Origin of the sequence: Nocardia sp. NPDC059154 (assembly GCF_042755705.1) — a bacterium.
Classification (GTDB): domain Bacteria; phylum Actinomycetota; class Actinomycetes; order Mycobacteriales; family Mycobacteriaceae; genus Nocardia.
In genome coordinates this window covers 56773-82454 of the sequence record NZ_JBHZCS010000003.1, presented here as the reverse complement: position 1 = coordinate 82454, position 25682 = coordinate 56773, and the positions used below count along the sequence as shown (strand labels likewise).

General features: G+C 66.9%; 26 protein-coding genes and 1 riboswitch. Of the genes, 9 read left to right on the top strand and 17 right to left on the bottom strand.

Annotated features, from left to right (window positions below):
- Positions 1–2 precede the first annotated feature (2 nt).
- Both ACFXN1_RS03920 and ACFXN1_RS03915 read right to left on the bottom strand, forming a co-directional pair.
- The gene (locus ACFXN1_RS03920) at positions 3–758 is read right to left on the bottom strand and encodes a hypothetical protein (protein WP_379445604.1); all 756 of its coding nucleotides are present in this window, start codon (positions 756–758) and stop codon (positions 3–5) included.
- Between the two features lie 1090 nt (positions 759–1848).
- On the bottom strand, positions 1849–3168 hold the full coding sequence (locus tag ACFXN1_RS03915) for a hypothetical protein (protein ID WP_379445603.1): 1320 nt from the start codon (positions 3166–3168) through the stop codon (positions 1849–1851).
- A 362-nt stretch (positions 3169–3530) separates the two neighbouring features.
- On the opposite strand from ACFXN1_RS03915, the gene ACFXN1_RS03910 reads away from it, so the two are divergent.
- Positions 3531–4187, top strand: a complete 657-nt coding sequence (locus tag ACFXN1_RS03910; protein WP_379445602.1) for a hypothetical protein — start codon at positions 3531–3533, stop codon at positions 4185–4187.
- Between the two features lie 3 nt (positions 4188–4190).
- Here ACFXN1_RS03910 and ACFXN1_RS03905 read toward each other — a convergent pair whose 3' ends face one another.
- The 3 genes from ACFXN1_RS03905 to ACFXN1_RS03895 form a co-directional block, all read right to left on the bottom strand.
- Positions 4191–4505, bottom strand: coding sequence for a DMT family transporter (locus ACFXN1_RS03905; RefSeq protein ID WP_379385777.1), 315 nt, complete (start codon positions 4503–4505; stop codon positions 4191–4193).
- Positions 4506–4514: 9 nt separating this feature from the next.
- Positions 4515–4577: riboswitch (guanidine-III (ykkC-III) riboswitch) on the bottom strand.
- 85 nt (positions 4578–4662) lie between these two features.
- Entirely contained in the window at positions 4663–4860 is a 198-nt protein-coding gene (locus tag ACFXN1_RS03900; RefSeq protein WP_379385775.1) for a DUF397 domain-containing protein, read from the bottom strand.
- Positions 4857–5756, bottom strand: a complete 900-nt coding sequence (locus ACFXN1_RS03895) for a helix-turn-helix domain-containing protein (protein WP_379445601.1) — start codon at positions 5754–5756, stop codon at positions 4857–4859. The genes ACFXN1_RS03900 and ACFXN1_RS03895 overlap by 4 nt, the downstream gene beginning before the upstream one ends.
- A gap of 142 nt (positions 5757–5898) precedes the next feature.
- On the opposite strand from ACFXN1_RS03895, the gene ACFXN1_RS03890 reads away from it, so the two are divergent.
- The 3 genes from ACFXN1_RS03890 to ACFXN1_RS03880 all read left to right on the top strand — a co-directional run bounded on the left by ACFXN1_RS03890 (position 5899) and on the right by ACFXN1_RS03880 (position 7400).
- Positions 5899–6102, top strand: coding sequence for a hypothetical protein (locus tag ACFXN1_RS03890; protein WP_379445600.1), 204 nt, complete (start codon positions 5899–5901; stop codon positions 6100–6102).
- A gap of 4 nt (positions 6103–6106) precedes the next feature.
- On the top strand, positions 6107–6331 hold the full coding sequence (locus ACFXN1_RS03885; RefSeq protein WP_379445599.1) for a hypothetical protein: 225 nt from the start codon (positions 6107–6109) through the stop codon (positions 6329–6331).
- A gap of 313 nt (positions 6332–6644) precedes the next feature.
- The gene (locus ACFXN1_RS03880; RefSeq protein ID WP_379445598.1) at positions 6645–7400 is read left to right on the top strand and encodes a type 1 glutamine amidotransferase domain-containing protein; all 756 of its coding nucleotides are present in this window, start codon (positions 6645–6647) and stop codon (positions 7398–7400) included.
- Between the two features lie 107 nt (positions 7401–7507).
- On the opposite strand, the gene ACFXN1_RS03875 is transcribed toward ACFXN1_RS03880, so the two are convergent.
- Genes ACFXN1_RS03875 through ACFXN1_RS03865 form a run of 3 tightly spaced genes read right to left on the bottom strand, consistent with a single transcriptional unit; the run spans position 7508 to position 10422 of the window.
- Entirely contained in the window at positions 7508–8521 is a 1014-nt protein-coding gene (locus ACFXN1_RS03875; RefSeq protein ID WP_379445597.1) for a hypothetical protein, read from the bottom strand.
- Positions 8518–9852, bottom strand: coding sequence for a Dyp-type peroxidase (locus ACFXN1_RS03870; protein ID WP_379445596.1), 1335 nt, complete (start codon positions 9850–9852; stop codon positions 8518–8520). The genes ACFXN1_RS03875 and ACFXN1_RS03870 overlap by 4 nt, the downstream gene beginning before the upstream one ends.
- A 9-nt stretch (positions 9853–9861) precedes the next feature.
- On the bottom strand, positions 9862–10422 hold the full coding sequence (locus ACFXN1_RS03865; protein WP_379395537.1) for a hypothetical protein: 561 nt from the start codon (positions 10420–10422) through the stop codon (positions 9862–9864).
- Positions 10423–10621: 199 nt separating this feature from the next.
- Here ACFXN1_RS03865 and ACFXN1_RS03860 point away from each other — a divergent pair, with 199 nt between their 5' ends.
- Together ACFXN1_RS03860 and ACFXN1_RS03855 are read left to right on the top strand one after the other, a co-directional pair.
- Complete coding sequence (locus ACFXN1_RS03860; RefSeq protein ID WP_379395720.1) at positions 10622–11329, top strand: hypothetical protein; 708 nt, start codon at positions 10622–10624, stop codon at positions 11327–11329.
- Complete coding sequence (locus ACFXN1_RS03855; protein WP_379395535.1) at positions 11326–11799, top strand: hypothetical protein; 474 nt, start codon at positions 11326–11328, stop codon at positions 11797–11799. Before ACFXN1_RS03860 ends, ACFXN1_RS03855 begins: the two co-directional genes overlap by 4 nt.
- Before the next feature lie 764 nt (positions 11800–12563).
- Here the strand turns inward: ACFXN1_RS03855 and ACFXN1_RS03850 are convergent.
- From ACFXN1_RS03850 to ACFXN1_RS03840, 3 genes are read right to left on the bottom strand one after another with little or no spacing between them, the layout of a single operon-like run.
- Positions 12564–13385, bottom strand: coding sequence for a YceI family protein (locus ACFXN1_RS03850; protein ID WP_379445595.1), 822 nt, complete (start codon positions 13383–13385; stop codon positions 12564–12566).
- On the bottom strand, positions 13382–16072 hold the full coding sequence (locus tag ACFXN1_RS03845; RefSeq protein ID WP_379463483.1) for an MFS transporter: 2691 nt from the start codon (positions 16070–16072) through the stop codon (positions 13382–13384). The genes ACFXN1_RS03850 and ACFXN1_RS03845 overlap by 4 nt, the downstream gene beginning before the upstream one ends.
- On the bottom strand, positions 16069–16593 hold the full coding sequence (locus ACFXN1_RS03840) for a MarR family transcriptional regulator (RefSeq protein ID WP_364619058.1): 525 nt from the start codon (positions 16591–16593) through the stop codon (positions 16069–16071). The genes ACFXN1_RS03845 and ACFXN1_RS03840 overlap by 4 nt, the downstream gene beginning before the upstream one ends.
- 189 nt (positions 16594–16782) lie before the next feature.
- Here ACFXN1_RS03840 and ACFXN1_RS03835 point away from each other — a divergent pair, with 189 nt between their 5' ends.
- Positions 16783–17097: a hypothetical protein gene (locus ACFXN1_RS03835; RefSeq protein WP_379395529.1), complete on the top strand. Its 315-nt coding sequence runs from the start codon at positions 16783–16785 to the stop codon at positions 17095–17097.
- A 7-nt stretch (positions 17098–17104) separates the two neighbouring features.
- On the opposite strand, the gene ACFXN1_RS03830 is transcribed toward ACFXN1_RS03835, so the two are convergent.
- Positions 17105–18229 carry a PucR family transcriptional regulator gene (locus tag ACFXN1_RS03830; RefSeq protein ID WP_379445770.1) on the bottom strand — a complete coding sequence of 375 codons (1125 nt, stop codon included), beginning with the start codon at positions 18227–18229 and terminating at the stop codon, positions 17105–17107.
- A gap of 141 nt (positions 18230–18370) precedes the next feature.
- Between ACFXN1_RS03830 and ACFXN1_RS03825 the strand changes: the two genes are divergently transcribed.
- Entirely contained in the window at positions 18371–19915 is a 1545-nt protein-coding gene (locus ACFXN1_RS03825; RefSeq protein ID WP_379445787.1) for a long-chain fatty acid--CoA ligase, read from the top strand.
- A gap of 12 nt (positions 19916–19927) precedes the next feature.
- Here ACFXN1_RS03825 and ACFXN1_RS03820 read toward each other — a convergent pair whose 3' ends face one another.
- From ACFXN1_RS03820 to ACFXN1_RS03805, 4 genes are all read right to left on the bottom strand, one after another.
- On the bottom strand, positions 19928–21439 hold the full coding sequence (locus ACFXN1_RS03820) for a serine hydrolase domain-containing protein (protein WP_379445771.1): 1512 nt from the start codon (positions 21437–21439) through the stop codon (positions 19928–19930).
- A gap of 207 nt (positions 21440–21646) precedes the next feature.
- Positions 21647–21958, bottom strand: a complete 312-nt coding sequence (locus tag ACFXN1_RS03815) for a hypothetical protein (RefSeq protein ID WP_379445772.1) — start codon at positions 21956–21958, stop codon at positions 21647–21649.
- Positions 21959–22026: 68 nt separating this feature from the next.
- The gene (locus ACFXN1_RS03810) at positions 22027–22482 is read right to left on the bottom strand and encodes a hypothetical protein (protein ID WP_379445774.1); all 456 of its coding nucleotides are present in this window, start codon (positions 22480–22482) and stop codon (positions 22027–22029) included.
- 274 nt (positions 22483–22756) lie between these two features.
- The gene (locus ACFXN1_RS03805) at positions 22757–23566 is read right to left on the bottom strand and encodes a PIG-L family deacetylase (protein ID WP_379463482.1); all 810 of its coding nucleotides are present in this window, start codon (positions 23564–23566) and stop codon (positions 22757–22759) included.
- 294 nt (positions 23567–23860) lie between these two features.
- Between ACFXN1_RS03805 and ACFXN1_RS03800 the strand changes: the two genes are divergently transcribed.
- Positions 23861–24619 carry a dienelactone hydrolase family protein gene (locus ACFXN1_RS03800; RefSeq protein WP_379445776.1) on the top strand — a complete coding sequence of 253 codons (759 nt, stop codon included), beginning with the start codon at positions 23861–23863 and terminating at the stop codon, positions 24617–24619.
- Positions 24620–24960: 341 nt separating this feature from the next.
- On the opposite strand, the gene ACFXN1_RS03795 is transcribed toward ACFXN1_RS03800, so the two are convergent.
- Positions 24961–25587 carry a hypothetical protein gene (locus ACFXN1_RS03795; RefSeq protein WP_379445777.1) on the bottom strand — a complete coding sequence of 209 codons (627 nt, stop codon included), beginning with the start codon at positions 25585–25587 and terminating at the stop codon, positions 24961–24963.
- Positions 25588–25682: the final 95 nt, after the last annotated feature.

The following is a 25682-nucleotide window of genomic DNA, read 5'->3' as shown; positions in this document are numbered from 1 at the left end:
GCTCACCGGCTTCCGGCGACGATGGAGGTGATGCGGACCTGGCCGTCACGGGCGGCGGTGGTGATGACCTGCTGCCAGGAGGTCTGGGTGCCGTCGGGGTGTTTCTCGTCGACTGTGACGCTCCAGCGGTCGGCGTCCGCGCCGGTAATGGTGACGCAGTGCTTGGTGCCGGCCGGGGTGGCCGAAATCGCGTCGCGGGTGGCCTGTTCCGGGGCGACGCGGGCGTCCGGGGTGAGCAGGGCGCGCACCGCGCCCACGTCGCGCAGCACGTACCAGGCGTATTCGAGGTGCATGATGACGCCGGGCCCACTGAGGAGGTCGCCGGCGGTGTCGCCGCTCACCCGCTGCGGCGTGCTGACCTCCTGGCACCAGGCGACCAGCCCCGGCTGATTCCCGCCGGACGTGCTCGTGCCCGCCGCGTTGGTCGCCGGAACCGCCTGCGGCGCCTGCGAGTTACGCGGCGTGAGCGCCAGCCACCCGACCACCGCCATCAGCACCAGCGCCAGCGAAACTCCGGCAATCGCGAGCGCCCGATTGCGGATCCGCAACCGCCGTTGCGTCTGCGCCGCCCGCCGCCGCGCCTCGGACACCAGCGCCGCCATCGGATCCTCGGCCCGCAACTCGTCCGCCCGGACCGACTGCCGCCCCGCCTCACTCGCCGCCGGCACCGCCCCCTCCGTCAGCCACGAGGCCCACCCCGGCGCCTCCGCCTCCACCGCCCCCACCGGCTCCCCACCGCCCGGAGCCAGCACCGGCATCACCGGCCGCCCCCCACTCGCCCCCGAACCCCCAACGCCCCCGCTCATATTCCCGCCGTCCCCATCCCGGTCCGCCGAGAACCCTTCCCAACCTTCCGCAGCTTGATGCCGCCCCGCCCCACCTCGACCGTCCATACCTTCACTCCCAACCCGACCCAAGCCACCCTCGCCCAAGCTCACGTCGACCCCACCGGCAGTACCTCGACCGCCCCCGCTGCCAGCCGAAGCAACTCCCGAATGCCCCGCGCCGATTACCCGCTCGGCCGCACCCCGCCCCGGCCGGCCCCTGTCGGGTTCCCACCGACCTGTATCGGGTTCGCGTTCACCAGTGCCGGTTCGGCGCTGAGCTGTAGCGGATTCGCTTCGAGCTGTGCCGGATTCAGGCCGGGCCGTGTCGGGTCCGTTTCGAGCCGAGCCGGGTTCGTGCTGAGCCGTGCCGGGGCCGATTCGAACCGAAACGGTTCGAACCGAAACGGGTTTGCGCTGCATAGTGCCGGGCTCGAGCTGAGCCGTAGCGGATTCGTCTTGTGCTGTGCCGTGTTCGCGCGCTGTGGCGGACTCGCGCTGAGCCGTGCCGGGTTTTCGGTGTGCCGGGTCGGCTGCGCGTGGAGTGGTACTGCTTTCGGCCCTCGCTACGCCACTTTCGACCCGGGGTGTGCCGTGTTCGGTCCTGCGGGTGCCGCTTTGGGTCTGGGCTGTGGTGCCGTTGGAATGGGGTGTGGCGCTGCTGGCCGGGGCCGTGCTGCCTTCGGTTCGATGTGTGGCGCTATCGGGCCGGGCTGTGCCGTTTCCGACTCGGGGCGTGCCCCTGTCGGGCTGCGGTGTGCCGCTTTGGGTCTGGGCTGCGCCGTTCTTGCCTTGGGGCGCGGCGCTTTCGGCCTGGGCCGCGTGACCTTCGGTCCGGGCCATGGCAGATGCCTGGACGGCGGGATCGGGGTCGAGGGCGAGGAAGTCGTGGGTGCGGTCGCTATGGGTCAGGTCGGGGTACGGGGGTGTGGAGGTGGGGTCGGGGGTGGCGGGAGGTAAGTGGCCTGGGGTGGAGTCGGCGGCGTTGGTGTCTGGAGTCACGGCGGTGCCCGTGCCGTTCCGGTCACGCACCCGGCTGGGCGGGTTGCAGGGCGGCCATGAAGGCTTCGGGGGTGAGCGGGGGCATCTGCGCCACGGCGGTGCGGAACGAGTCGACCTGCGCGTTCACGCCGTCCACCACTTGCTCGACGACGGGTCCGGCCTGCGGCGCCACCGCGGCCACCTGCTGCCCGACCCCGGTAGCCGCCTGCTCCACCACCGGTGCAACCTGTTGCTCAACTGTGGTGGCGACCTGTTGTGTGACGGGCGCGACCTGCTGTTCAACCGTGGTGGCAACTTGCTGCGCGACCGGTGCGACTTGTTGCTCGACCGTGGTGGCAACTTGCTGCGCCACCGGCATGACCTGCTGCTCGACGGTCGTGGCGACCTGCTGCATCACGGGCGCGGCCACCTGCGCGATCGGGGCGGGCAATCCGGCGATCACCGAAACCGGCTGCACCCCGGGAAAACCCGTCATCGGATCCGAAACCGGCACCTGCGCAGCGGTATCGATCAGCGGCGGCGGCGCAGCTGGCTCGGGCTGCTTCGCGTTCCCTCCGCCGAGAGCACCAGCGACGATCGCGCCCAACGTCCCGACAACTCCGACCGCCGGAATTCCAACTATGGCAGCGCCGGTGAGGCAGCCGGTCACACCACCGACCAACGCGCCGGCAGGCGCGCCAACACCCGCTGTTGGGACGCCGCCGATAACACCGCCTGCGACCGCGCCGACTACTGCTCCGACAGCACAACCTGCCGGAACCAGGGCGACGGTTGCCGCGCCACCGGCGGCCAAACCGAGTCCAGCACCCACGACGCTGGACCCGGCCAGTCGATCGGATTCATCCTCCGAGTAACCAAGACGGTCGAATGCGGCGGCAATCTGCCACTCGGCCATGTCGGCGTACGCCTGGGCTTTGTTGCGAGTCTTGGTGTCGACCCAGTCCGGCAGTTGAATCGTGTTGTTTCCCAGCCGGAGCTGATGCGGGTCCGCAGGCATCACTTCGGGCGCATTCGCGGTGGGCTGACCAGGCTGGGTGTCCTGCGGTTCAGTCGGCTGGACCTGTGGCTGGGTCTGCGGCTGAATGATGGTGTCCTGCTGCGGCGTTGTCTGTTGCTTCGGCCGGGGACGGTTCGGGGGTGCGATGGGCGGATCCGGGATGTAATCCGCAGGGCTGGGTGAGGAATTCGCGGGCGGCTGTTGCGGCTGGGTGCTCAGGCCCGGTTGCCCGTCGCCGGGTACGGCGAGGCCCGGCTGGCCCGGGGCCGCGGCGGCGACGCCCTGCCCGGCCACCAGCGCGATGGGCAGCATCGACAACAGGATCGAAGTTCGTGTGGTCTTCATGTCCCCAATTCCCCTTCCCCGAATGGACAGCACCGGGCGCACGGCCCGAATCCCCCGGATGCCATGGCATTCCGCACCCCTGGCCGACTACACAGGTGGCCCACCGGAACCAGGTCCCGATGATCCCTCATGAACCCCACCACCTGCGATGATCATGTTGCGGCCCTGATCTTACCCGGATCGTGAGCCCCCACAACCGGTTCCGTTACAGGAGTGACGAATTGTTAAACCGAGCCGAGCAACACTCGTAGATCAGCGCCCGGCACTCGTAGGATCACGACACGTCGCCCGCCCGCGCGTCATCCGAACCGGCTTCACCGCAACACTTCTCGACCACCCCAGGTCCACCCGGAGGAATCCTCATGCGCGCCAAGTCAGCACACCACGCGCAAACTTTCGCCGCCGCGGCCGCGACCCTGCTCGCCTCCGCGGCCGTCCTCAGCGTCGCTGCCTGCGGAGTCAGTGATCAGAGCGCCGCGAAAACGACTACCACACCGGTTGATCCGGCCCGCGCGCCTGCCGACGTGCACTGGGAGAACTACCAGGGAGTCCAACTCCCCATCGGTAGTCACGACGGTCCCAGCAAACTCGGCACCACCGCCGCGGGCTTCTCGCACACCCCGCAGGGCGCGGCCTTGGCGGCCATCAATCACAGCACTCGGCTATCACTGGCCCCGGACGGCGCATGGCCGCAGGTGGCGGCCATTTCGTTGATTCCCGGTCCGGCCAAGGACTCCTGGGTACTGGCCCGCGCGCAGGTCTCGATCACCGCCCCCGCCAATCCGGTGGTGGCCCCGCGCATCACGGCCTACAAGCTCACCGCCTACACCCCCGACCGCGCCGATCTCACCGTCTATGCCACTTACTCCGACGCCAGCATCACCGCGACCGCCGAGACCGTGCTCTGGGCGTCCGAGGATTGGCGGCTGCTGCTCGCGGACCCCGCCGCCAAAACCCAGACCGTGCAATCGGTTCCCAGCGTCCCCGCGGACGCGGTCGGACTGGAACCCCCGAAATAGCGGCTACCCGACCAGCTTCAACCCGATCACGCACGCCACGATCCCGCCCAGGAACAGCAGCTTGACCGCACTGACCGCGTCCCCGCCGGTAGCCATGGAATAGACGACGGTCAACACCGCTCCGATCCCCACCCACACCGCGTACGCCGTCCCCACGGGCAGCCCCCGCATGGCGTAGGCCAGCCCCGCCATACTCACCACGAGCGCCACCCCGAACACCGCGGTCGGCCCGAGCCGGGTGAACCCCTCCGACTTCCCGAGCGCGGTGGCCCACACGGCCTCGAACACCCCGGACACGACCAACACCAGCCACGACATGACAACCTCCGAAGGCCGTCTTGTCGCACACCGGGTACGGCTCCCTCGTCCGGGCCCCCAACCGGGGACTACCTACACGATGGCAAACATTCAGCGACCAGGGCAAATTCTCCGCTGGTGATCTCCGCCTCCATCCGCCGAGATCACCAGCTGCATCTCATCCCCAGATCCCACTACCGAGGAATCGATCCCACTGCTCACCGGAGAACACGAGCACCGGCCCGCCCGGATCCTTCGAGTCACGCACCCCGACGACGCGCGCGCCCTCACCGATGAACGCGATCTCGACACACTCGTTGGCGTCGGCTGATCTCGACGACTTGAACCACCTGGCATTCGACTGATCGGTTATCACGCCGTGTACTCCTTCGCGATGTCCGACATCAGATCTCTGGTGTCATTCTCGCTCAACGCTACTCGCCGAATACTCGAGATCGCCTTCTTGAACCGATCGATCACTCGGTCGCTCTCTAGGTAGAGCGCCCCTTCCGCTCCATCGATGTAGACGCAGGGCGGTTCCATCAAATGGCATGAGAGGGGTGGAAATTCGAGCATCGTGAACGACAGGATGACGAGACCCTCGTGCGTGTTCTCGTTGAACGGCACGACTCGGATCGAAACGTTGTTCCGCGTGCCGGCCTCACAGAGGTAGCGCAGTTGGGCGGCCATCACCGCTGGCCCCCCGGGCCTGTGGCGCAGGACGGCCTCCGACAGTAGAGCATCCATGCGGTAGTCCGGTTCTGCGATGCGTTCCTGCCGCCGTGCGGCGAGTTCCAACCGGCGTTCAACATCGATTTCCGAGAGGTCCGGGTGAGTGGCGCGAATAATCGCTCGGCGATACCCGGACGTCTGCAACAGGCCCGGTACAAGGACGAGTTGGTGACTGACCCAGTGGTTACTCGTCGCTTCGAGTCGCAGGTAGTGGTCGAAATGCGGCGCGTACTGGTCGGCGTAGGCCTGCCACCACCCCTTGTACGAACCTTGGAGCTTGGCGGCCTTGTCTTGCTGCCGGACCTCATTCCACATCTCCAGTGCCTCTTGCCGGACGTCTGGGCTGACCTCGTACAGATCGAGCAGCGACTTCAGCTGTGGCGTAGTGACCTTTGTGGGTAACCCGTCCTCCAAGCGCACCAATGTTTGCTTGGAGGTGTCTATTTGCAAGCTGGCCGTTAGCAGCGACGCTCCGACATGCTCGCGGAGCCCGCGAAGAAATCGACCGAATGCCCGTTTGGGAATGGTGGATCCGACCATTTCGTTAGCCTCGCTATCTGGGGAGTGCCTTTCGTGGGGTGGTCCATCGTGGAACGCCAACGTAATTCGTTGAAGCTCTTCCGCAAGGGTGGCTGTGCAATCACAGTGGAGTCAACCGAAAATTCGCTACGAGGAGGTCGAAATGCCCTGGGACGCATGGGCGCTGCTGTCCATCATCGTGGTCTGCACCGCCATTACCGCCCGCACCGCGTGGGACTCGTACCGCCTCGGCCGAGAGTCCCGCCACACCACCCTCCGTCTGTCCCTGACCACCGGCGGCCACCTCGACATCCCCTGCCCGCCAGGCCATCCCACCGGCCGCCATCGCCCCCACACCCTGAGGTGACCCGATGACTCCCGCCGAAGTAGCGGTGCTTACCACCCTCCACCCGGATCGCACTCTGACCGCCCCGCAAATCCAGCAGTCCGCAGCCCTGACCAGCTGGCGCACCCGAAATGCCCTCTCCTGCCTGGAATCCCGGGGACTCATCACTCCTAGTCGCCCGCGTGGCCGCTACCGCATCACCCCGCGCGGCCGAGCTGCCCTCGTCGCCAAGGCCCGCCGCTTCGCCTGACCCGGCTCGTCTGGGGCGAGGCGGGAAGGGGTGAGTCGATTTCCCCGGGCCGAGTGGCAGCGTCGGCCCGGCGGGGCGGCCAGGGTCTGTTTGGTCACCGATCGCAGTGCTGTGAACGAACAGCGGCGGTGCCGAGGTCGAAGACCTGCGAAGCGCATAGTGGCTGTGCCGTATCGGGCGATGTCGAATATTGGGCTGGTCGAAAGATGCCCTGTGCCGTAGTGCACTCGGCGGCAGCCCGGCGTTGAGAGCTATCTCGGCAGCGTAGGTTGCTCGATCCGGCCACGGAGACGAAGCCTGTAATAATGCCGTCATGCGCGTACTGATGCCGCTCCCCGACAGTGATTTCGATGTCACCGAGGTGGCGGTGCCCTGGCGGATTCTTACCGACGCCGGACACCAGGTGGTGTTCGCGACCGAGCGTGCCGGCACCGTTCCCCACGCCGATCCACGGCTGCTGTCCGGAGTGCTGTTCGGGCAGCTGGGGGCCGAGGACGAGCCGAAGCAGTACTACCGGCAACTCACCGAATCTCCCGAATTTCGGGCGACTGTGTCCTGGTCCGACCTCGAGGTCGAGGAATACGACGGGCTCATGCTGCCCGGTGGCCACGCACCCTGCATGCGGCAGTACCTCGGTTCCGAGCTGCTACAACAACAGGTCGCCCGGTTCTGGGCGCTGGAGCGTCCGGTCGGCGCGATCTGCCACGGAGTACTGGTGCTGGCCCGCGCCAACGACCCGTCTACCGGCCGTAGTGTGCTGGCCGACCGCAGTACCACCTGCCTACCGAAATATATGGAACGAACCGCCTACTTTCTCACCGCTTGGCGCTTGGGCCGCTATTACCGCACCTACCCCGCCTACGTCGAGGACGAGGTTCGCGACGCCCTCGTCCATCCCGACAGCCAATTCCGAAGGGGGCCAATCGAACTCGTTCGACGCGGCACTGCCACCGACGACAACCCCGCGTTCGTGGTCCTGGATGGCAACTACCTGTCCGCCCGATGGCCGGGCGACGCCTACCTTTTCGCTCGCCGCTTCCTCGACCTGCTCGCCGCGACTGCACCTTAACCAACCCGAGCGTCGTAGGCGGTGCAGATCGTGTGGTCGTCACGGCGCGGCGCTCGGGATATCGAGCATGTGGGGTCGGCGCACGACGAGTGTGGTTGTGCCCCAGGTCATTTCATGGTGGCGAGGTTGTGCCAGAGGTGTCTGAGGCTGTCGGTGCCGCCGAAGAGCGTGGTGAAGTTGGTGGAGTCGATGAGCAGGATGTCGCCCGCGCGCCGGCCGGCGGGCGGCATCCAGATCAAGGTGTTGAATTCGGTGTTTCCGGCGGTGGTGAAGGGGTGCGGTCGATTGGGGTCGACGCGCTGGCTGGCCAGCACGCGGAGCGAGTCGCTTTCGGGCGCGGTGAGTTCGTAGTGCGGCAGATGAGGGTGGAAGTTGAATGTGGTGACCTGGTCGAGCAGCCGGGGTGTGTCCAGGTCGCGGAACGCGGTGACGGGGGCGATCTGATCGGTGCCTTCGACGACTGCCGGGCGTAGGCCCCAGATGTTGTGCACCGGTACGTCGAGCGCTTTCATCAGCGAGCGCGTGTACTGACCGAATCGCTGCTGGCGGGGCACGAGCGGATCGCCGTGATGCTCGTATTCGATCTGTCGCTGCGCGTTGTCGTCGGTGAAGCCGACGTCGTGGTGTGGCGCCAGCAGCAGGCAGGTGCCCTCCCGTTGCAGCCACTCGCGGATGGCGTCGATCTCCTCGGGGGCGGCCTGCTGTTCGGCGAGGACATGGTCGAGCCCGAACACCATCAGGGTGTCGGTGTCGGCCAGGATGCGTTCGTCGATGGGCAGGAAGTAGCCGGCCTGGTCGATGCGCTGGAAGACCGCGACGGGATGACCGGTGGCCTGCCCCGCCAGCTGTTGGAAATCCAGTGTCGAGCGGTGGAACAGCTCGAGGGTGCCGGCGATACCCTGCAGGAAATGGTCCTTGTCGTAGTCGGCGGTCTCGTAGGCCGGCCAGGTGACGTTGCGGACCTCGGTCATCGTGGAGAAGCGGTTGTAGATTTCGGCAGGGTCTCGCTGGGCTTCCCAGGGGTAGCTCCACGTCCAGTAGATGCTGACCCGCCGCCGCCCGTCGGCCGCGCGCGGAATGTGGCTCTGGTTGTAGGTGCGTGCCGTCGGCAGGCTGCTCATGAGGTCACCTCTCGGTTCTCGAGCGTGGCCAGGTAGCGCAGGGCGCTGATACCGGGCAGGAAGAAGTACGCTCCGCCTTTGAGAGTGGTGAAGGCGGGCAGGCCCGTGAACACCTTTCGGATCGGGCGCTTGGGGATGGTGAATTCCAGGGTGCCGTCCTGGGCGCCGCAAATGGGGTCGTGCTCATTGCCGAGTTCGTGGAATGCCTTGTCGTTGATCCAGACGTTCTGGGCGAACTCGAACTGGCGAACCAGGCTGGCGCAGATGATGAAGGCGGCGATGCCCCGGTCCGCACCGTCGTCGGGCGCATCCTCGGGCAGCGCCGGTCCATAGGTGGCGCCGCGGCGAATCATCCTGCGCCGGTTCATATTCACCGCGGTGTCGCGCGGATTGAGTCGGCGCGCATGCGAGCCGAGCGGCACCGCATAACCGTGCGGGTCCATCTCTTTGTAATTGAAGTCGTTGTTGCGCAGAGGATCTGCACCGAGCTGGGGATCGTCGTGGTCCGGTGACAGCACCAGCGGCGCGCCGCTGCGCCACCGGCCCATGAGTTTGGCGGCGAGGAGTTCCTGCCCGTCCGGAGTGTCGGCGTTCTCCCGCAGGAAGTCCCGAAATGCACCCACATGTTCCTGCAGCCGCCGGTAGGCCATGTAGCTGCCGTTGCGGGACAAGACCTCCGGCTGCGGCAGCCCGTGGGGTGGCCCGTCCTCGTCGGGGTACCCCAGGATGAATTCACCGGGTTGCAGCGGCGCGCCCGAGCCCGGGGTCGGTTCTTCCCCGGATCCTTCGATCACGGGCTGGGACAAGCGATCTCGAAACCCGAAGTGGTCGTGGGCGTAGTTGAACGGCGGTGTCGCGTTCAAATCCAGGAACGACAACACGCGCACACCCGGACAGCCGGCCACCAGTTTCTCGTGTTCGGCCGTGCAGCGCTGGCGTTCTTCCTCGGTGCGGGCGAACAGGATTGCGATGGCGTGCAGGTCGGCACCGGCCAGTCCGCCCACCCAGTTGTCGGGATGATTGGCGCCGGTGTCACCCAGGATGTCGGCCCGGGCGGCCATGCCCTCGCGGAATTCGTCGGGAAAGGTGGCAAGCGCTTCGTCTGGAACCCCGAGCGCCCGCAACCCATTCCAGGTGAAGGCCAGTGTGACCCAGCGCTGCGAACTGTCCATCGTGGCGCGCACGTCCGCGGCCGACTGCACCCGGTCCACCAGCGGCGTCAACCAGGCTCGGCCCCCGGCGGGGTCGTCGAAGGACAGGAACTCATACCGGCCGGTCACCGCCGGGGTGCGGGTCAGCAGGATGTGCTGAATATCCTCGAGTTCGAGCATGGCGGCGGGCTACTGCATCTGATCGAGCATGTCGGAGAACGCCGCCTTCACCCGCAACGCCTTCTTGATCTCGTCGGAGGTGGCGTAGGGGTACTCGCCGTACTCGAGGAAGCTCGGAAACTGGTGTTTACGAACGAATTCCACGAATGACTCCGGATTTTCCTTCCAGTCCTCCGGGAATCCCTCGAGGTTCGTGAAAACGGTGTCGATACCGGTCTGTGAGAACAGCGTCACGGCGTCTTCGGTGTACTTGTCGAAATCGGTATCGAAGATGCCCTGATACTGGAAGTACAGTCCGAATCCGACGTCGAACAGCAGCCACCGCAGATAGTGCAGCCGGAGCGGTGCCAATACGTCCGGGCTTGCTGCCACCGCGTCCTGGATCCGCTGGCCGTGGGCGCGGATGGCCTCTTCCCGGCCGGGTTTCACCTTGGCGATGATCGAGAACCCGTAACAGGCCGGGGTTCGTGGATAGGTGGCACCGTATCTGCCGCGTTGCAGTTCGAAGTAGCCCTCCTTGGGAATGGCAAGCGCTGCTGGTTTACTCCAGTCCTGATCGGCGGATGGCATGTTGTCCACACCTTTCGCAGTAAGCCACCTATTGAGACCGTGTCGTAACCTGCATTCGGCACCGAATACGGATGCCGTGAATCGGCTGAGGCCAGGGCTGGAAATTGTTGTCGATTTGTTAGGCTGCCTGACCGTGATAGGCGGTGGCGATACCGCCGAATTCCCGGGGCAGGCAACCCATTCTGGCAGGATGACCCTTATGCCGACTCCGTCGCAACAGAGCAAGCCTGCGCCACCTCTGGGTCAGCTGTCAACGCCGCGAGCCGCCGCACTGGCCGGGGTGCTCTTCGCGATATTGCTCGGTACAACGCTGGTCCTGATTCGCATCCAAATGCCCGACCACGTCGAAGATTCGGCCCAATGGCTGCAGAGCCGGCGCGCCGCACTCACCACGGCGACCGTGCTGATGCCATTCGCCGGAATCAGCTTCCTGTGGTTCATCGGCGTCGTCCGCGACGGGTTCGGACGCCACGAAGACCGGTTCTTCCTGACGGTATTCCTGTGCAGCGGACTGCTCTTCGTCGCGATGATGTTCGTCGCGACCGCCGGTATCGCTGGTCTTGTGGCGAGTAACAACAGCGTCACCGATCCGGCCGCCCGCACCGAGGTGATCAACTTCGCCAGGATGATGGTGATCTCGGCGAGCCAAACCTACGCACTGCGGATGGCCGCGGTGTTCATGATCTCGCTCGCGACGATTTGGTTGAAGACCAGGCTGATGCCCCGCTGGCTCGTCGCGCTCAGCTACCTGGCCGCCCTGGTGCTGCTGATCGGCAGCGAGATGAGCCGGTGGCTGACCCTGGTGTTTCCGGTCTGGGTGCTCGTGGTCAGCTGCTTGCTCCTGGCCCGCGCCGGACTGATCGGCGAGCGGCGCGACGAGGGCGATCAGTCTCGGAGGCCTTCGTGAACGAGCCACCTTCGCCGCGTTCGCCTGATTTGGAGCTGGTCTACTTGGCGGTGGCGGACCGGCACCTGCAATACGAGACTCTGCTCTGGCAGGTGCCGGCGCTCAGTCTGACCGCTCAGGCCTTCCTGTTCAGTATCGCGATGGGAGCAGGCAACGACCCCGTCGCGCGGATCGCCTCCTCGCTCCTCGCATTGATCGTCTCGATCATCTCGATCATGTTGATGGCAAGCCATCGCCTCGCCGTCCGCAAGGATGAACTCTGGCTGGAGCGTTTCGAACAGAATGAACTCGACGTGGGAACCTGGGGTGCACACGGCACGGCATTCGCGAGGCAACAGGACATCGCCGACCTGGACGCGGGGCTTGCGGGCAAGCTGATACCGATGCGGCAGATGTTCAAGGTATGGGTCGTCGGACTCGGTTGCTTCGGCATAACCGCCGTCTTCATGATCCTGCGGACACTGATCTGATCGGTCTCGGCCGTTGAGCAGTCTCAGCTGGTCGGCATGCTGGACCCACGAATGAAGACTTCTGGCCCCTAGCGGATGCTGGCCGATCGCGGTTAGCCTGAATGACGTCCTTTCTCCAAAACTGTGAAAAGGACGTTGCTTCGGTCGACACAGCTACCGGAGCCGCCAGGTCGACGCGGACGTGACAGTGCCTGGCACCGGACCATTCCGTACAGGATCTGGTTCGGCAACTTCATCGTGGCTATCGCTCGTCATCTAGGACCATGACAACCGGTCGGGGTCGAGAACGGACGAAGGGCGTCATGAGCCGCTTCCGAGAGCGGCGAAGCGAGCGACAGCAGTCGTACCACTGTCTGCTTCGGCAGACTTCGCCGCTCAATCACCAGCGCAGCGGCTCGGCGGCAATCACTGAGTTGCCCGGCTGCACTGGACAAGTCACTCGACATCGAGGAACAGATATGTCCAGCAAAATGATCAAGTTCGTGGCCGCAATCGCTATTGCCCTGCCTCTGGGCGCTATCGCAGCTCCGGCAGCTTCGGCCGCGACGCCTGGTTCGACATCGACCGCGGTTACCCCCGCTGATGGATCAATTGCTATCTGCTTCCCCCTGGGCAGTGTGGTCTGGTGCATCTGAGACCACGGGGCTGACGCCTCCGCATAGTTGGAAGGAGCTGCGAGGTTACTGTGGCATCCCCGGATTCCGGCTTCCCGGGGCCGGGGATGTCCCCATACTCACCGGACAGACACATCGAACGCGTCCACGCTACATCGCGGGTAACCGGTCTCCCTGGACGAGCTCTATGTCCAGTTCGATACGCACGGTGGTGCCCACCGCGGCGATGCCCGCCTGCACCATGACGTTGTAGTCGAGCGCGAAATCCTCCCGGTGCAAGAGGGTTTCGGCGTGGAAGGCCGCGCGGACGCCGCCCCACGGGTCGGGGCCGTAGCCCCCGTAGGTGACCGTGAGTTCGGTGGGGCGGGTGCGGCCGTGCAGGGTCAGGGCGCCCGGCATCGACCAGCCGGTAGGGCCGGTGCGGTGTAATCCGGTGCCACGGAAGGTGATAAGCGGATAACGCTCGACATCGAGGAAGTCCGCCGACCGCAGGTGGTCGTCGCGCATGGCGATGCCGGTGTCGACGGTGGCGGCCTTGATTTCCGCGTATCCGGTAGTGCGCTCGAAGATCTCGGCAATGTCGAGTCGGCCGCCGACCTCGGCGAAGCGGGCCTTGATGCCGGCGATACCGAGGTGGCGAGCGGTGACCAGGACGGTGGAGTGCGCCGGGTCGATGGTCCAGGGCCCCGGGGGCGGGGTGGTGACCGCGTCGGCGGAGCGTTCTAGGCGGATTTCGCCGAGAGTGCCCGCGCCGGTGGCCGAGATGCGGGCGATCAGCGCGACCGGCTGGTGGCCGGGTGCGGTGACGACCGCGGTGTGCGTGCCCGGGGGCAGCGGCGCGGTGGCCGCCGCCCCGGTCGCATCGGCCGTGGCCCGGGCGAGCTGGTGGCCGTCGAGGTCGGTGACGGTGAGTACCGCCTCGGCGACCGGCCAGCCCTCCGGATTGCGGATCTCGGCGGTCAGGCCGGTCACGACAACTCCGCGGCCGGATCGGAACTCGTTGCGTCGAGCTCGGTTTCGCCCTGTTCTGCCGGAACCCGTTCGGGCTCGGTGCTTTCCAGGTCGTAGCCGAGTTCCACGGAGTGCTCGACCTCGCCGCCGAGCACGGTCACCCGGCTGGTCACCGGCGGATAGCCGCGGGCGACGACGGTGTACGCGCCCGCGTCCAGATCGGTGAGCGTGTAGTGGCCGTCCGCGTCGGTGCGGGTGGTCCCGACCGGCGTGCCCGCCGCGTCCAGCACGGTGACCTCAGCGTTCGCCACCGCCCGGCCGTCGCCCCGGACCGTGCCGGTGAGCGCCGCCGTCGGGGTCAGTTCGAGGTCGTAGCGCAGCAGGCCACCGGCGGGCACCACCAGTGCCGTGGCTGTCGGGCGCAGGCGTTCGGCCGCAGCCACCAGGGTGTACGTACCGGATCCGACGCCGTGACAGACATAACCACCGTCGTCACCGGAGATGGCCGCGCCGACCACCTCGCCGTGCAGATCGGTCACCGTAATGGTCACGCCCGCAAGCAGTTCGCCGCTCGCGGTGCGCACGGTACCGGACAGTTCGCCCGAACCCTCCAGTGTGAGGTCCAGTTCCGGCGCCCGCCCGTTGATCGACACGTTCACCGCGGTCGGCATGTGCCCGTTCGCCGAAGCGATGAGCACATAGCTGCCGGTAGCGGGCGAGTCGATGCGATAGCGGCCGTCGTCACCGCCGGTGGCGCGCGAAACCTGATGCCCGCGTTGATCGATCAGGGTGAGCGCCGCAGCGGGGACGGGGCTGCCGTCCGTCCGCTGGATCCGGCCGCCGATCGACGAGCCGTCCGCCCCGCCGAGTGCGGCGGTCGCGATCCGCTGCGCCATCGGGTCGTCGGCCGTCGCAGCCTGCTCACCGGCGAGCAGAGCGTGACCGTTCGCGATGACGCTGTGCCCATTGGCAATCGAGCTGTGCGCTGCCGCGGCCGCGGCCAGCACCGGCTCGGGCTGGGAGATCGCCTGGGCCGCACCCTCCCACACCTGGTCCTCGGCCCACTCGGCCTCGGCCTGCTGCGCCGCGACCGCCGGATCGGACTGCGCGGCCAGGGGATCGGTGGCCGGGGCCGGAGCGGCCGGGGCCTCCTGGAGTGGGATCTCCTTCATGAACAGCAGCACTATGCACGCCACCAGGGCCACTCCCGCCGCGGCCCAGAACACACCGTGCATCGAGTTGGTGAACCCGATCAGAATGGGGTCGCGCACCTGCGCCGGCAGCGCCGCGATGCCCGCGGTATTGGACTGCACGCTGGAGAGCTTGTCGGCCGAGAATCCGGGCGGCAGGTGTCCGCCGAACGCGTCGGTGATCTTGTGCGGCAACAGGTTGAACAGGATCGTCAGGAAGACCGCGACGCCCAGCGTGCCGCCGACCTGACGGAAGAAGGTCGCCGCCGCGGTCGACACACCCATATCCGAACGCGGCCCGGCATTCTGCACCGCGATGATCAGCGTCTGCATGCAGCCACCCAGGCCGAGACCGATGATGCCGCCGTAGACCAGCGGCTGCCACAGCGCGCTGTCGTACTGCACCGTCGCGTACAGCGCACCGCCGCAGGCGATGATGAACGTGCCCAGCACCGGCAGGATCTTGTACCGCCCGGTGCGCTTGGTGACCTGACCGGAGACCAGCGATCCGATCATGATGCCCGCCACCAGCGGCAGCATCAGCAGACCCGCCTTGGTGGGCGAGAAGCCGCGCACCACCTGCATGTACAGCGGGACCATGGAGATCGCGCCGAACATGGCGATACCGACGATGAAACCGCCCACGATGCACACCGTGAAGGTGGAATTCTTGAACAGCCGCAAGGGAATCAGCGCGGCGTCCGCCATCAGATGCTCGACGACGAGGAACAACACGAGGCCGACGAGCCCGATGGCGTAGCAGACCAGCGCCCTGCCCGAACCCCAGCCCCAGCCGCGGCCCTGTTCGGCGACGATGAGCAACGGCACCACGCAGATGGCCAGCGCCACCGCGCCGCCCCAGTCCACACGCAGGTCACGCCGCTGGTGCGGCACGTTCAGCACCCGCGCCACCACACCGAGCGCGAGCACACCGATCGGCACGTTCACCAGGAACACCCAGCGCCAGCCCTCGATCCCCCACAGGTGGTCGAAGCCGGAGAACCAGCCGCCCAGCACCGGCCCGAGCACGGTGGCGATACCGAAGGTCATCATGAAATAGCCCTGGTAGCGGGCTCTTTCGCGGGGTGGAACGATATCGCCGATGATCGTCATGGCCAGCGACATGAGCCCGCCCGCGCCCAGGCCCTGGAAGGCTCGGTACCCCGCCAGCTCGTACATGGAGGTGGCGAAGGTGCAGGCCGCGGAGCCGATGACGAACAGCCCGATCGCGGTGAGGTAGAAGGACTTTCGCCCGTAGATGTCGGCCAGCTTGCCGTAGAGCGGGGTGCTGATGGTGGCCGTGATCAGGTAGGCGGTGGTGGCCCAGGCCTGCTGGTCGAACCCGTGCAGGCTGTTGGCGATCTTGACGATCGCCACGCTGACGATGTTCTGGTCCAGCGCGGCCAGGAACATGCCCAGCAGCAGGCCGGACAGGATGGTGAGGATCTGCCGATGCGACAGTTGGGGTGGAGCGCCTGCCGGTGCGCCTGCGTGCGCGTCGGTCGTCGCTGTTGTCATGTGTCGATGCCCTGTTTCGAATCGATTGTTGCGGTGGTCTTTTCGATGCCGTCCACGAGCCGCGCCAGCAGACCGGTCAACGCTGCCCGGTCGGCGGTGGACCAGTCGGCCACCATTTCGGCGATCCAGAGATTGCGCAGCCGCCGGTTCTCGGCGAAGACGCGCTCCCCGTCGGCGGTGGCCTTGAGCACGCACGCGCGTCCGTCGATCGGATCGGCGCCGCGCTCGACCAGCCCGTGGCGCACCAGGTTCCGGCTCTGCCGGCTGATGGTGGAGATCTCGGCGTGCAGCAGCTCGGCGAGTTTCCCGGTGCGTTGCGGCCCGTCGTGGACCAGGGTGAACAGCATGGCGTAGGCCAGCTGTTCGAGTCCTTCGGGACCGTGTTTGATCACCCGATGCTTGGCCCGGCCGACGGCTCGGAGGAGCCGAACCAGTTGCGCCCCCAGCGCGTCGGCATCCCCCAGAGCCCCGGCGTCCGACAGGTCGGTGCTGGTATCAGGATCGTGGGTGGTGTGAGCCATTTTCGGTTCCTTCTCACACTTACTTAGCACGTGCAACTACTTGCGTGTGCCAACTATACCCACGTTCGCCCGCCGGATTCCAGTCCCGAGTTCGACTGCCATGGCTCCGGACCAGAAGCACGGCCGGAAAATTCGTGCGGTCGCAAACCCGTCAGGTGGAAACCGCCGGGTAGTGACAGACTTCCGATCATGAGTGCACAGGACGATTTCGAGCGGGTTGCGGCGGGGCTCGCCGACCGGGGCGTGACAGTCGCAAAGGTCTTCGGAAAGCCCGCCTACAAGGACGTCAACGGCAAGGCGTTCGCATGCCTTTTCCTGGATGCTCTGGCCTGCCGCCTGCTCGAAGGGACCGCCGAGCACAAGGAGGCGTTGGAGTTGCCCGGTGCCGAGCTGTTCGATCCGTCGTCGCGGCATCGGCCGATGAAGGACTGGGTGTGCGTGCCGCACGCGAACGCTGGTCGCTGGCTGGAATTCGCCGAGGCCGCCTACGGTCGTCCGCGCTGAGTAAGGCTCAACCGGTCGCGCGGCGGTGCTGGATCGCCCACCAGACCTGTAGTGCGGTGCCCGCGCCGCGCAGATCGGTCGCGGCGAGTTCCTCGAAACGGGACAGGCGGTAGCGAACGGTGTTGGGGTGCACGATGAGTCGCTCGGCGGTGGCGTCGACCCGCATGCCGGTGTCGAGGAAGCACTCGGCGGTGTCGATCAGGGTGCGGGCGGCCTCGCCGGGACCGAGCGGGTCGAGGTAGCGGCGCACGAGCTCGGCGCCCAGCTCGGTGTCGGCGGCGATGGCGGGCAGCAGTCCGACGCGATCGAGGTCCAGCGGGCCGGTGAGGTCGAACAGCTGGGCGGTGGCGAGGACCCGGGTGGCCAGGCGGAAGGAGCGGTCCAGGTCCGCGATGCGCGTGGCGGGGCCGTAGGCGATCAGGCGGGACCCCTCGAGCCTGCTGGAGTTTTCCACAAAGCCCGCGAGATCGCCGTCCACCGTGGTGGCGAACCCACGCACGGTCGAGATCCCTTGCAGGGCAGGCACTGTCGGTCCCTCATCCGGGCGGGACCGGTACGCGCGGTACTCACCGTCGGCGTCGAGACCGAGCTGCTGGGCGCGAATCTGCAGCTCCGCGGGGCCGATCGTGCCCAGCAGCAGGGCGCGGGTGACCTCGGCGCGGAACTGCTCGTCATGGCGGGCCAGCGCGATCTCGACCTCGCGATGGGCCGAACTGAAGGCGATGGAGGCCTGGTCGACGAGGTCGAGGAGATCGGTGATGGACTCCAGCAGCACGCGGTCGGGAACCTTGCCGGCATGGGCGGCCGCGGTCAGCTCGGCCAGGATCTCGCGCACCGCGATGCGCCAGCCGCTCTGCACATCGGCCAGTGAAACGCCCTGGCGGGCACGGGTTTCGCCGAAATCCCGCAGGGCGTCGAGATCGTCCGCCAGCAGCGGGCGGGAGTCGAGCAGTGCCCGGGCCAGCCGCTCCAGGATGGTTTCGGTGCTGCGTACCACGGTCGTCGCGGACAGGCGGGCGTAGACCGGCATCTCGGCGCGGGCGCGGGCGACCACGCGCTCGGACGCCTCGGGGACTCGGTCCAGGACTCCGGTGATCATCCGTTGTTTCGCGCTCACGCGACTCGAACTCATGGTGTCCCGACCCTACGACCGGTGTCTTGGAGAAATCAACAATCCGGCGACCTGGAATTGAACCCCATCTCCATGGCGCACGTCACAGTGCCCGCGAATACTCGTGACACCGACCACAGTTGTTCGACGAAGGGTTACCCGATGTACCTGACCCAGGGGCTGCACCGCGCCGCCCAGCAGCGGCCCGACGGCGTCATGACCATCTGCGGCGAGCGGACGCGCACCAATCGGGAGGTGCTGGATCGCGTGTCCCGGCTCGCCGGGGCCCTGCGCGGGCTGGGGGTCGCGCCGGGGGACCGGGTGGCCATGCTGTCGCTGAACTCGGACCGGTACCACGAGTACCTGCTCGCGGTGCCCTGGGCGGACGCGGTGCTCAACCCGGTCAATATCCGCTGGAGCGCCGCCGAAATCGCCTACAGCCTCGCCGATTCCGACAGCCGCGTCCTTCTGGTGGACGACGCCTTCGCGGCCCTGGTGCCCGCGCTGCGGGAGCGGTACGACGGACTGGCCACGGTGATCCACTGCGGTGACGGCGCGACGCCCGAGGGCATGGAGTCCTACGAGACGCTGATCGCCGCGGCCGAGCCCATCGCCGACGCCCGCCGCGGCGGTGACGCGCTGGCCGGAATCTTCTATACCGGCGGCACCACCGGATTCCCCAAGGGCGTCATGCTCAGCCACGCGAATCTGATGACCTCCGCGCTCGGCGGCGTCGCCACCGGCTACCTGATGTCCCAGGACACGGTGTTCCTGCACGCCGCGCCCATGTTCCACCTGGCGGATCTGGCCGGTTGGCTGGGTGTGCTCATCGTCGGCGGCACCCACGTGACGGTTCCGGCCTTCGACCCCGTGGCCGTGCTGAGTTCCATTCGGCAGCACCGGGTCACCTCGAGCGTGCTGGTGCCGGTCATGATCCAGCTGCTGGCCGATCACCCACAGGCGGCCGAATTCGACCTGTCCAGCGTCGAGCACCTCATGTACGGCGCGTCCCCGATCTCGGAGGCGGTGCTGGAGCGGGCCATGCGGCTGTTCCCGCGCGCCGGATTCACCCAGGCCTACGGCCAGACCGAGGCCTCGCCCATCATCACCCTGCTCGGCCCCGGCGAGCACCGGGCCGGCCGATTGCGTTCGGCGGGAAAGGCGGTGCCGCACAGCGAAATCCGCATTGTCGACGGCGACGGGCAGGACGTGCCGGCGGGTGCGGTCGGCGAGGTGGTGACCCGCGGCGGCCACGTCATGCTCGGCTACTGGAACAAGCCCGACGAGACCGCCGCCGCGCTCCGCGCGGGCTGGCTGCACACCGGCGACGGCGGTTACCTCGACGCCGAGGGCTTCCTCCACATCGTCGACCGGTTGAAGGACATGATCGTGTCCGGCGGTGAGAACGTCTACTCCGCCGAGGTGGAGAACGCCGTCGCCGCGCACCCGGCCGTGGCCGCGGTCGCCGTCATCGGCGTCCCCGATGATGAATGGGGGGAACGAGTCCACGCGGTCATCGTCTGCAAGCCCGGCCACGCCGTGACCCCGGCCGAGATCCGCGATTACACCAGGCAGCTCATCGCCGGTTACAAGGCCCCGCGCAGCGTCGAGATCGTCGACGCCATGCCGGTGTCGGGAGCCGGAAAGATCCTGAAACGCGACCTGCGCGAACGGTATTGGGGAGACCACGCGCGCCTGGTCAACTGACGAGCCGAAACTCTAGTGGGTCGGTGATGCATCGCAGGCCGCGGGGCGGTCGGCGGCGGCGGTGAAGAACTGGCAGATCCAGCTCGGAACGATCTGCCAGGCACCGTCTTCGGGAACGAGCGGAATCTCGAGTGGCAACGCGTGCGAACCGAAACTCATGACGCCGGTCGCCGCCAGCAGGCCGTGACGCAGGCGGTGGACATCGTGGATCTGGTAACGGGTCGGTTGGATCGAGTTGTCGTTCGCCCACGCTTTCCTGATGTCGCCGTTCTTGTCCCCGGCGATGCGCAGTGTGGGCGTTCCCGCGGCAGGATCGGTCCGCGCGGTGTCGCTCAGTTCCTGGTCGAGCTCCGCGGCCGTCGGGGCCGGTGGTTCAACGGCTTTGGGATCGGCGACCGGCACCGGTCCCGTGCCCGGGTAGAGCGCGTCGACGAGGTCGAACCACAGCAGGGCGGCATCGACCGGCAACAGCTGCCAAGTACCGGGACCAAATTGATCGATCGCGACCGCCACGGTGGCGTGCTTGTCCGGTAGGTAGCCCAGCTGGTCGGTGAATCCGAGGACCGCTCCGTTGTGCCCCAGCCACTGGCCCATTCGGGCGATGCCGAGGCCGTAGCCGATGTCCCCGCCGTCCAGCTGCGTGAATCGTGTTCGGGCCTGGAAGGTTTCGGGTTTCAGCAGCGTGCCGGTCGCGAGCTGGGGGCCGTAGGCGGCCAGATCCGAGATCGTGGAAACCATCGATCCGGCCGCGCCGTACAGCGACGGCGGCACCCGGTCGGTGACGTCGACGGCGGTGTTCTCGTCGAAGGAGTACCCGTCCAAGTGCGGTTCGGGGACGGTTGTATCCCGGGTATAGCTGGTCTCGCGCAGTGCGAAATCCTGTGCGGTGCTGTCGAGTACCTCCGCGACCGGTTTGCCGGTGACCTTCTCCAGGACCAGGCCCAGCAGGTAGAACTCCGAATTCGAGTAGCTGGTCTGCTGATTCGGCGGTTTCGCGCGTTCCGGATGCGCGATGAGCGCGCGCAGGGTGTCACCGTCGTTCCACGCCTTGTCCGGCGTGTGCGCCAAAGCCTGGATGCCGAAATCCGTGTCGCCGTCGAGCTTCCAGACCCCGCCCCGCATCCCCAGCAGATCGGCGAGGGTAATGGTCGTCCCGTTCGGCACGCCCGGGACATACTGCTCGAGGGTGTCGGTGAGCCGCAGCCGCCCCGCGTCGGCCAGCCGCAGCACGGCCGCGGCCGTGAACGTCTTGGTGATGCTCCCGATCCGGAAATGGTCCCGCACCTGCGCCGTGCGGCCCGTCGCGGTGTCGGCGACACCGTACGCGTGGATATAGGTGCCCTTCGCCGGATCGACGATGGCGACCTCCGCGCCCGGAATCAGCCCCGCCGCCATATGCGTGGCCACGATCTCGTCGATGGTGCGCACCAGATCCGCATCCAGCGCCCGCTCTCCGCCCCGGGTGGGCGAGGTGCACGCCGCAGCCGTCGACACCAGGCACACCGACAGAATCGCGACCGCCATCCGCACCGCTCCGCGCCGCTGTGAAAACCCGATCCGCACGTTCGACCTCCCCTTCGACCGAAGGTTCAAACGTAGCGCGGAGGTGTATTGGGAGCCAAGAGAATTCGAGCCTTCAACGGGCAGTGCATCGTTGCCGGCCGACCCGCACACTTCGGGCCGGGACACCCTGCGTGTCCCGGCCCGAAGTGTGCTGCGAAGCAGAAAGAACTACTGGCCGGTCTGGCAGACGCCGTTCAGGATCGCCGCGTTGTTGCCGACCAGCGCGACATCGCCCTTGGCGAGCGCGTCTGCGTAGTTGTCGATCGCCCACCGCTCCTGGCCGCTGGCGTCGATGGCGTGCAGGCGGTCGGCGACCTCCTGCTTCTGCTGCGGGCTCGGGCCGAGCGAGCCGTAGCCGGCGAGGATGTCGTTGGCGGCCTGGCAGGCCGGGGTGAGGGCGTTGGCGGTGCCGGCGGGCAGCACCAGCAGGGCGCCCACGGCGCTGGCGGCCAGCAGGGCGGAAGGCAGGATCTTGCGCATTCATTCACTCCCAAGAGATCGTGTGCGGTTGGCGCCTCCGAGTTTGCCCGATGCCCGCCGAAAATCGATCATCGACATCTGCTCAACGACACACCATCGGGGCTGATTAGGGAGAAATCCCCCAATGGTGTGCAGTTTGCACCGGGGCGGATCGTCTCGAGGCGGCGGGTGCGGCACGGTCCCGCGGTGTTCCCCGGCGGACCGTCAGCCCCGTCCGTTCCCGTCTGCTGCTGCCGATCCCGTTCGGCGATCCGTGCGAACAGCCGCACCACGACCTCCTCGAGCCGCAGGCCGAGCGATTCGGCCCGCAGTGCGGCCATCTCCAACGCGAAATCCCGGTCGGCGGGTGACGGGTCGCTCAGGATCTCGTCCAGCGCCATCCCGTCGATGGCCTGCTCCCGGGTCAGATCCCACCCCGGCAGCCAGCTCAACACCCACGTACCACCGCCGGAACCGAACACCAGATGCGCGGTCTCGGGCGTCACATCGCTGGTAATCGCGCGACCGGATATACGGAGCGCCATAGCCTTTCACCCTCTCGATCCCCTCGAAATCTACGGGTGCAGCCTTGAAGATCTCTATCGAATTGCTTGCCCCGCATTACAACCGAAGGTGTCCTCCGGCCCTGCGGTGGCGTGCGTTCCCCAAGATCAAGACTACTTGCCGTGGGCCGATGCGTAAAAGGCGCAATGATGTGAGGCGGGTACGGGGCACAGCGTCGGCATATGTTGCCGAGTCCACCAGGTCACGACGGCCGGAACAACCCGCCGTGACGGTGTGGAGCAGGGACTATGCCGGTCATCGGAGGCCGGCGAAGAGGTCGGTTTCCCGGGTGGGTACGGCGACGCGGTTGAAGTGGCGGACGAAGGATTCGGTGGCGAAGATCGTGTGCTGTAATTCGGCGGGCAGCTGCAGGAATGGCACGCTGTCGGTCTGACTGGCGTGGGCCTCGAGCGCCTTGATCTTGCGCCGGGTATAGGGGGCCACGTCCACGACGGTGGTGATCTGATCCATGGGCGTGCCGAAGTTGTCCGGCGGTTCGAAGTCGATCAGGCCTCTCACCCGCAGATCCGCGAACATTTCGCGAGAGGATTCGCGCGGAAGCGCCGTGTAGTAGAGCTTGTCCGGGATATCGGTTGCCGCTGCCGCCGCCACTGCGACACGGTTGGCCTGGATGTGGTCAGGGTGGCCATAGTTGCCGTTTTCGTCATAGGTGACGACCATCTGGGGGCGGTAGTGCCGCATGAGGTCCGCGAGTCGTGCGGCCGCCTGCTCGACCGGAATATTCCAAAAGGCCTCGGGGTCGTGGTTGGCGTCCCAGCCGTCCATCCCCGAATCGCGGTAGCCGAGCAGCTCGACGTGCTGGATGTCCAGCAGCGCAGCCGACTCCTGAAGTTCGGAAAGTCGTTGCGCCCGTACGGCATTCGGATCGTGGCCCGGCAGGTCCGGCTTGATCCCGCCGGGCGCATCGCCCTGCTCGCCATTGGTGCAGGTCACCAGGACCGTCCGGATTCCTTCGGCGGCATACTGCGCGAAAACCCCACCGGTGCTGAGGACTTCGTCGTCCGGATGGGCATGTACGGCCATGATCGTCAGTTGGTCGGTCATGAGTCCCCATCCGTGTGTGCTCGGCGATTCGGTGCATTCACTCTACGAAGCAACACCGCGACTCGGAGCGGCGATTCCCGTGCCTCGAGATCGAACGGCGACCAGCGCTGTGATCGGCACGTGTACCCCGCGGTATCACCGGATGCTCGACGTCGTGAGTTGGTACCGAGGCGGGGGACGGGTGCTTGTTGTCGATGTGCGCGCCGCGTCATTCGCGTCTGTCCGCCGCCGAGTCGAATCGGCCGATCTTGCATGAGGTACGTTCGAAAGGGGCACGCGACAGGAGGATTCAACGTGACTGCTGTGCACGGGATGTCGGTCGACATTCGGACACCGGACGGTGTCGCGGACGCGTACGTCGTCCATCCCGATGATGGCGCACCCCATCCGGGAGTGCTGGTGATCCAGGACGGGTTCGGGCTGCGGCCGAGCCTGCGGGCGCTGGCCGATCGTATTGCCGCCCACGGCTACACCGTCCTGCTGCCCAACGCCTTCTACCGGCACGGGCGCGCACCGGTGATCGAGCTGCCGGACTTCATCGACCCGTCGGAGCGGCCGGAGATCTTCCAGCAGGTCTTCCCGATGATCCGCGAGCTGACACCGGAGCGAATGCGTTCCGATGCGGGCGCCTACCTCGACTGGCTGGCAGCGTCACCGCAGGTCGCCCCGAGCAAGGTAGGTCTCACCGGCTACTGCATGGGTGCCCGGCTGGCGGTGATCATCGCCGCCATGTTCCCCGATCGGGTCGCGGCGGTGGCCGGATTCCACGGCGGACCACTCGTCACCGACAGTCCGGAAAGTCCGCACCTGACCGTCGGAAACATCACGGGGGAGCTGTATTTCGCCCACGCCGGCGAGGATCACCACATGACTCCGGAGCACATTGCCCAGTTCGACAAGGCACTCGATGCCGCCGGTGTCCGCCACCGCACCGAGGTCTACGAAGGCGCGCAACACGGCTACACCCAGGCCGACACCTCCGCCCACGATGCCGAGGCCGACGAACGCCACTACCGCGAACTACTGGACCTGTTCGACCGCAACCTGCACTGACACCCGATTCAGCTGAGCCCCAAGACCCTCGGTCCTATACGCGCGCCGCGTCCCACGATCCGCCACACAAGGAAGGTCATCGCTGTCGCGGATATTGCCGAACGCTTCCACCGTGACCAGCCCAGTTCCGCATGACGTTCTCGCTTCGCTGACGGCCGGTGGATGCCGAGCACGTCCGTCCCCAGCGATTCTCACAGGCGCACAAGCACTTCCGGGCCGTTCCGGCTCCAGCAGTCGTGCTCGGCGCGGCGGCGATCGAGGATATTGGCAGGATGCCGGGTCTCCGACGGCCCGGCCGCTCGGACGGGCGGCGCCGGAGTGCCGGCGCCCCCCGGTGCGGGTTAACCCACCAACTCGGGGACGCGCAGGTGTGCGAGCGCGAGTTCGAACTCACCGACGTCGGTCACCTCCACGCCGGCCTGCTGGGTCGTGGATGCCCGGAGATCCGCGGCCTCCATGCTGTTGCGAGCCATGGCCTCGGCGCTGTCGAACGAGGCACTCGAGACAGTGGTCCCGGTTGCCCGATTGACCATGAGACTGGCACTGCAGAAGCCTTCCAGCCCTTCCATGCCCGGCAGGGCAGCAGATCGGTAGACGTTGATGGCCGAGTCGAGCCGATCCGGGGTGGTTCGGGTCCAGATCGCACGCACGCAGGCACCCTCCTGTGCGAGGTGGTCCCGATGCAGAACGGCGATATCCCATTCCTCGACCAGCGGGCCGCCACCCCCGAACATTTCGACCGCGCGATCGCGAATCGGGCGAACCCGACCCTGACTGTCACGCATCGCCTCTTCCGTTTCCCACGCGGTCGTGGCGATGCACCGGCCGGAGCGTCGGTCGACCATGAGCGACAGGCCCACCCAACCGGGCATGTCCGCCAATTCGGACATCACTTCATCGCGCATGTAGGCAATCCCGGCATCAATAGAGGACAGCTGCGCTTGAATCGTGCTAGAGCGTGCGAACACGTTCGATCCACCTCCTCTGAGCGGGGGCAGCGCCTCGGTGACGCCACCGACGCCCCTCAGCCTGCCCCGGCAAGATCGCTGTGGCAATAGCCTGT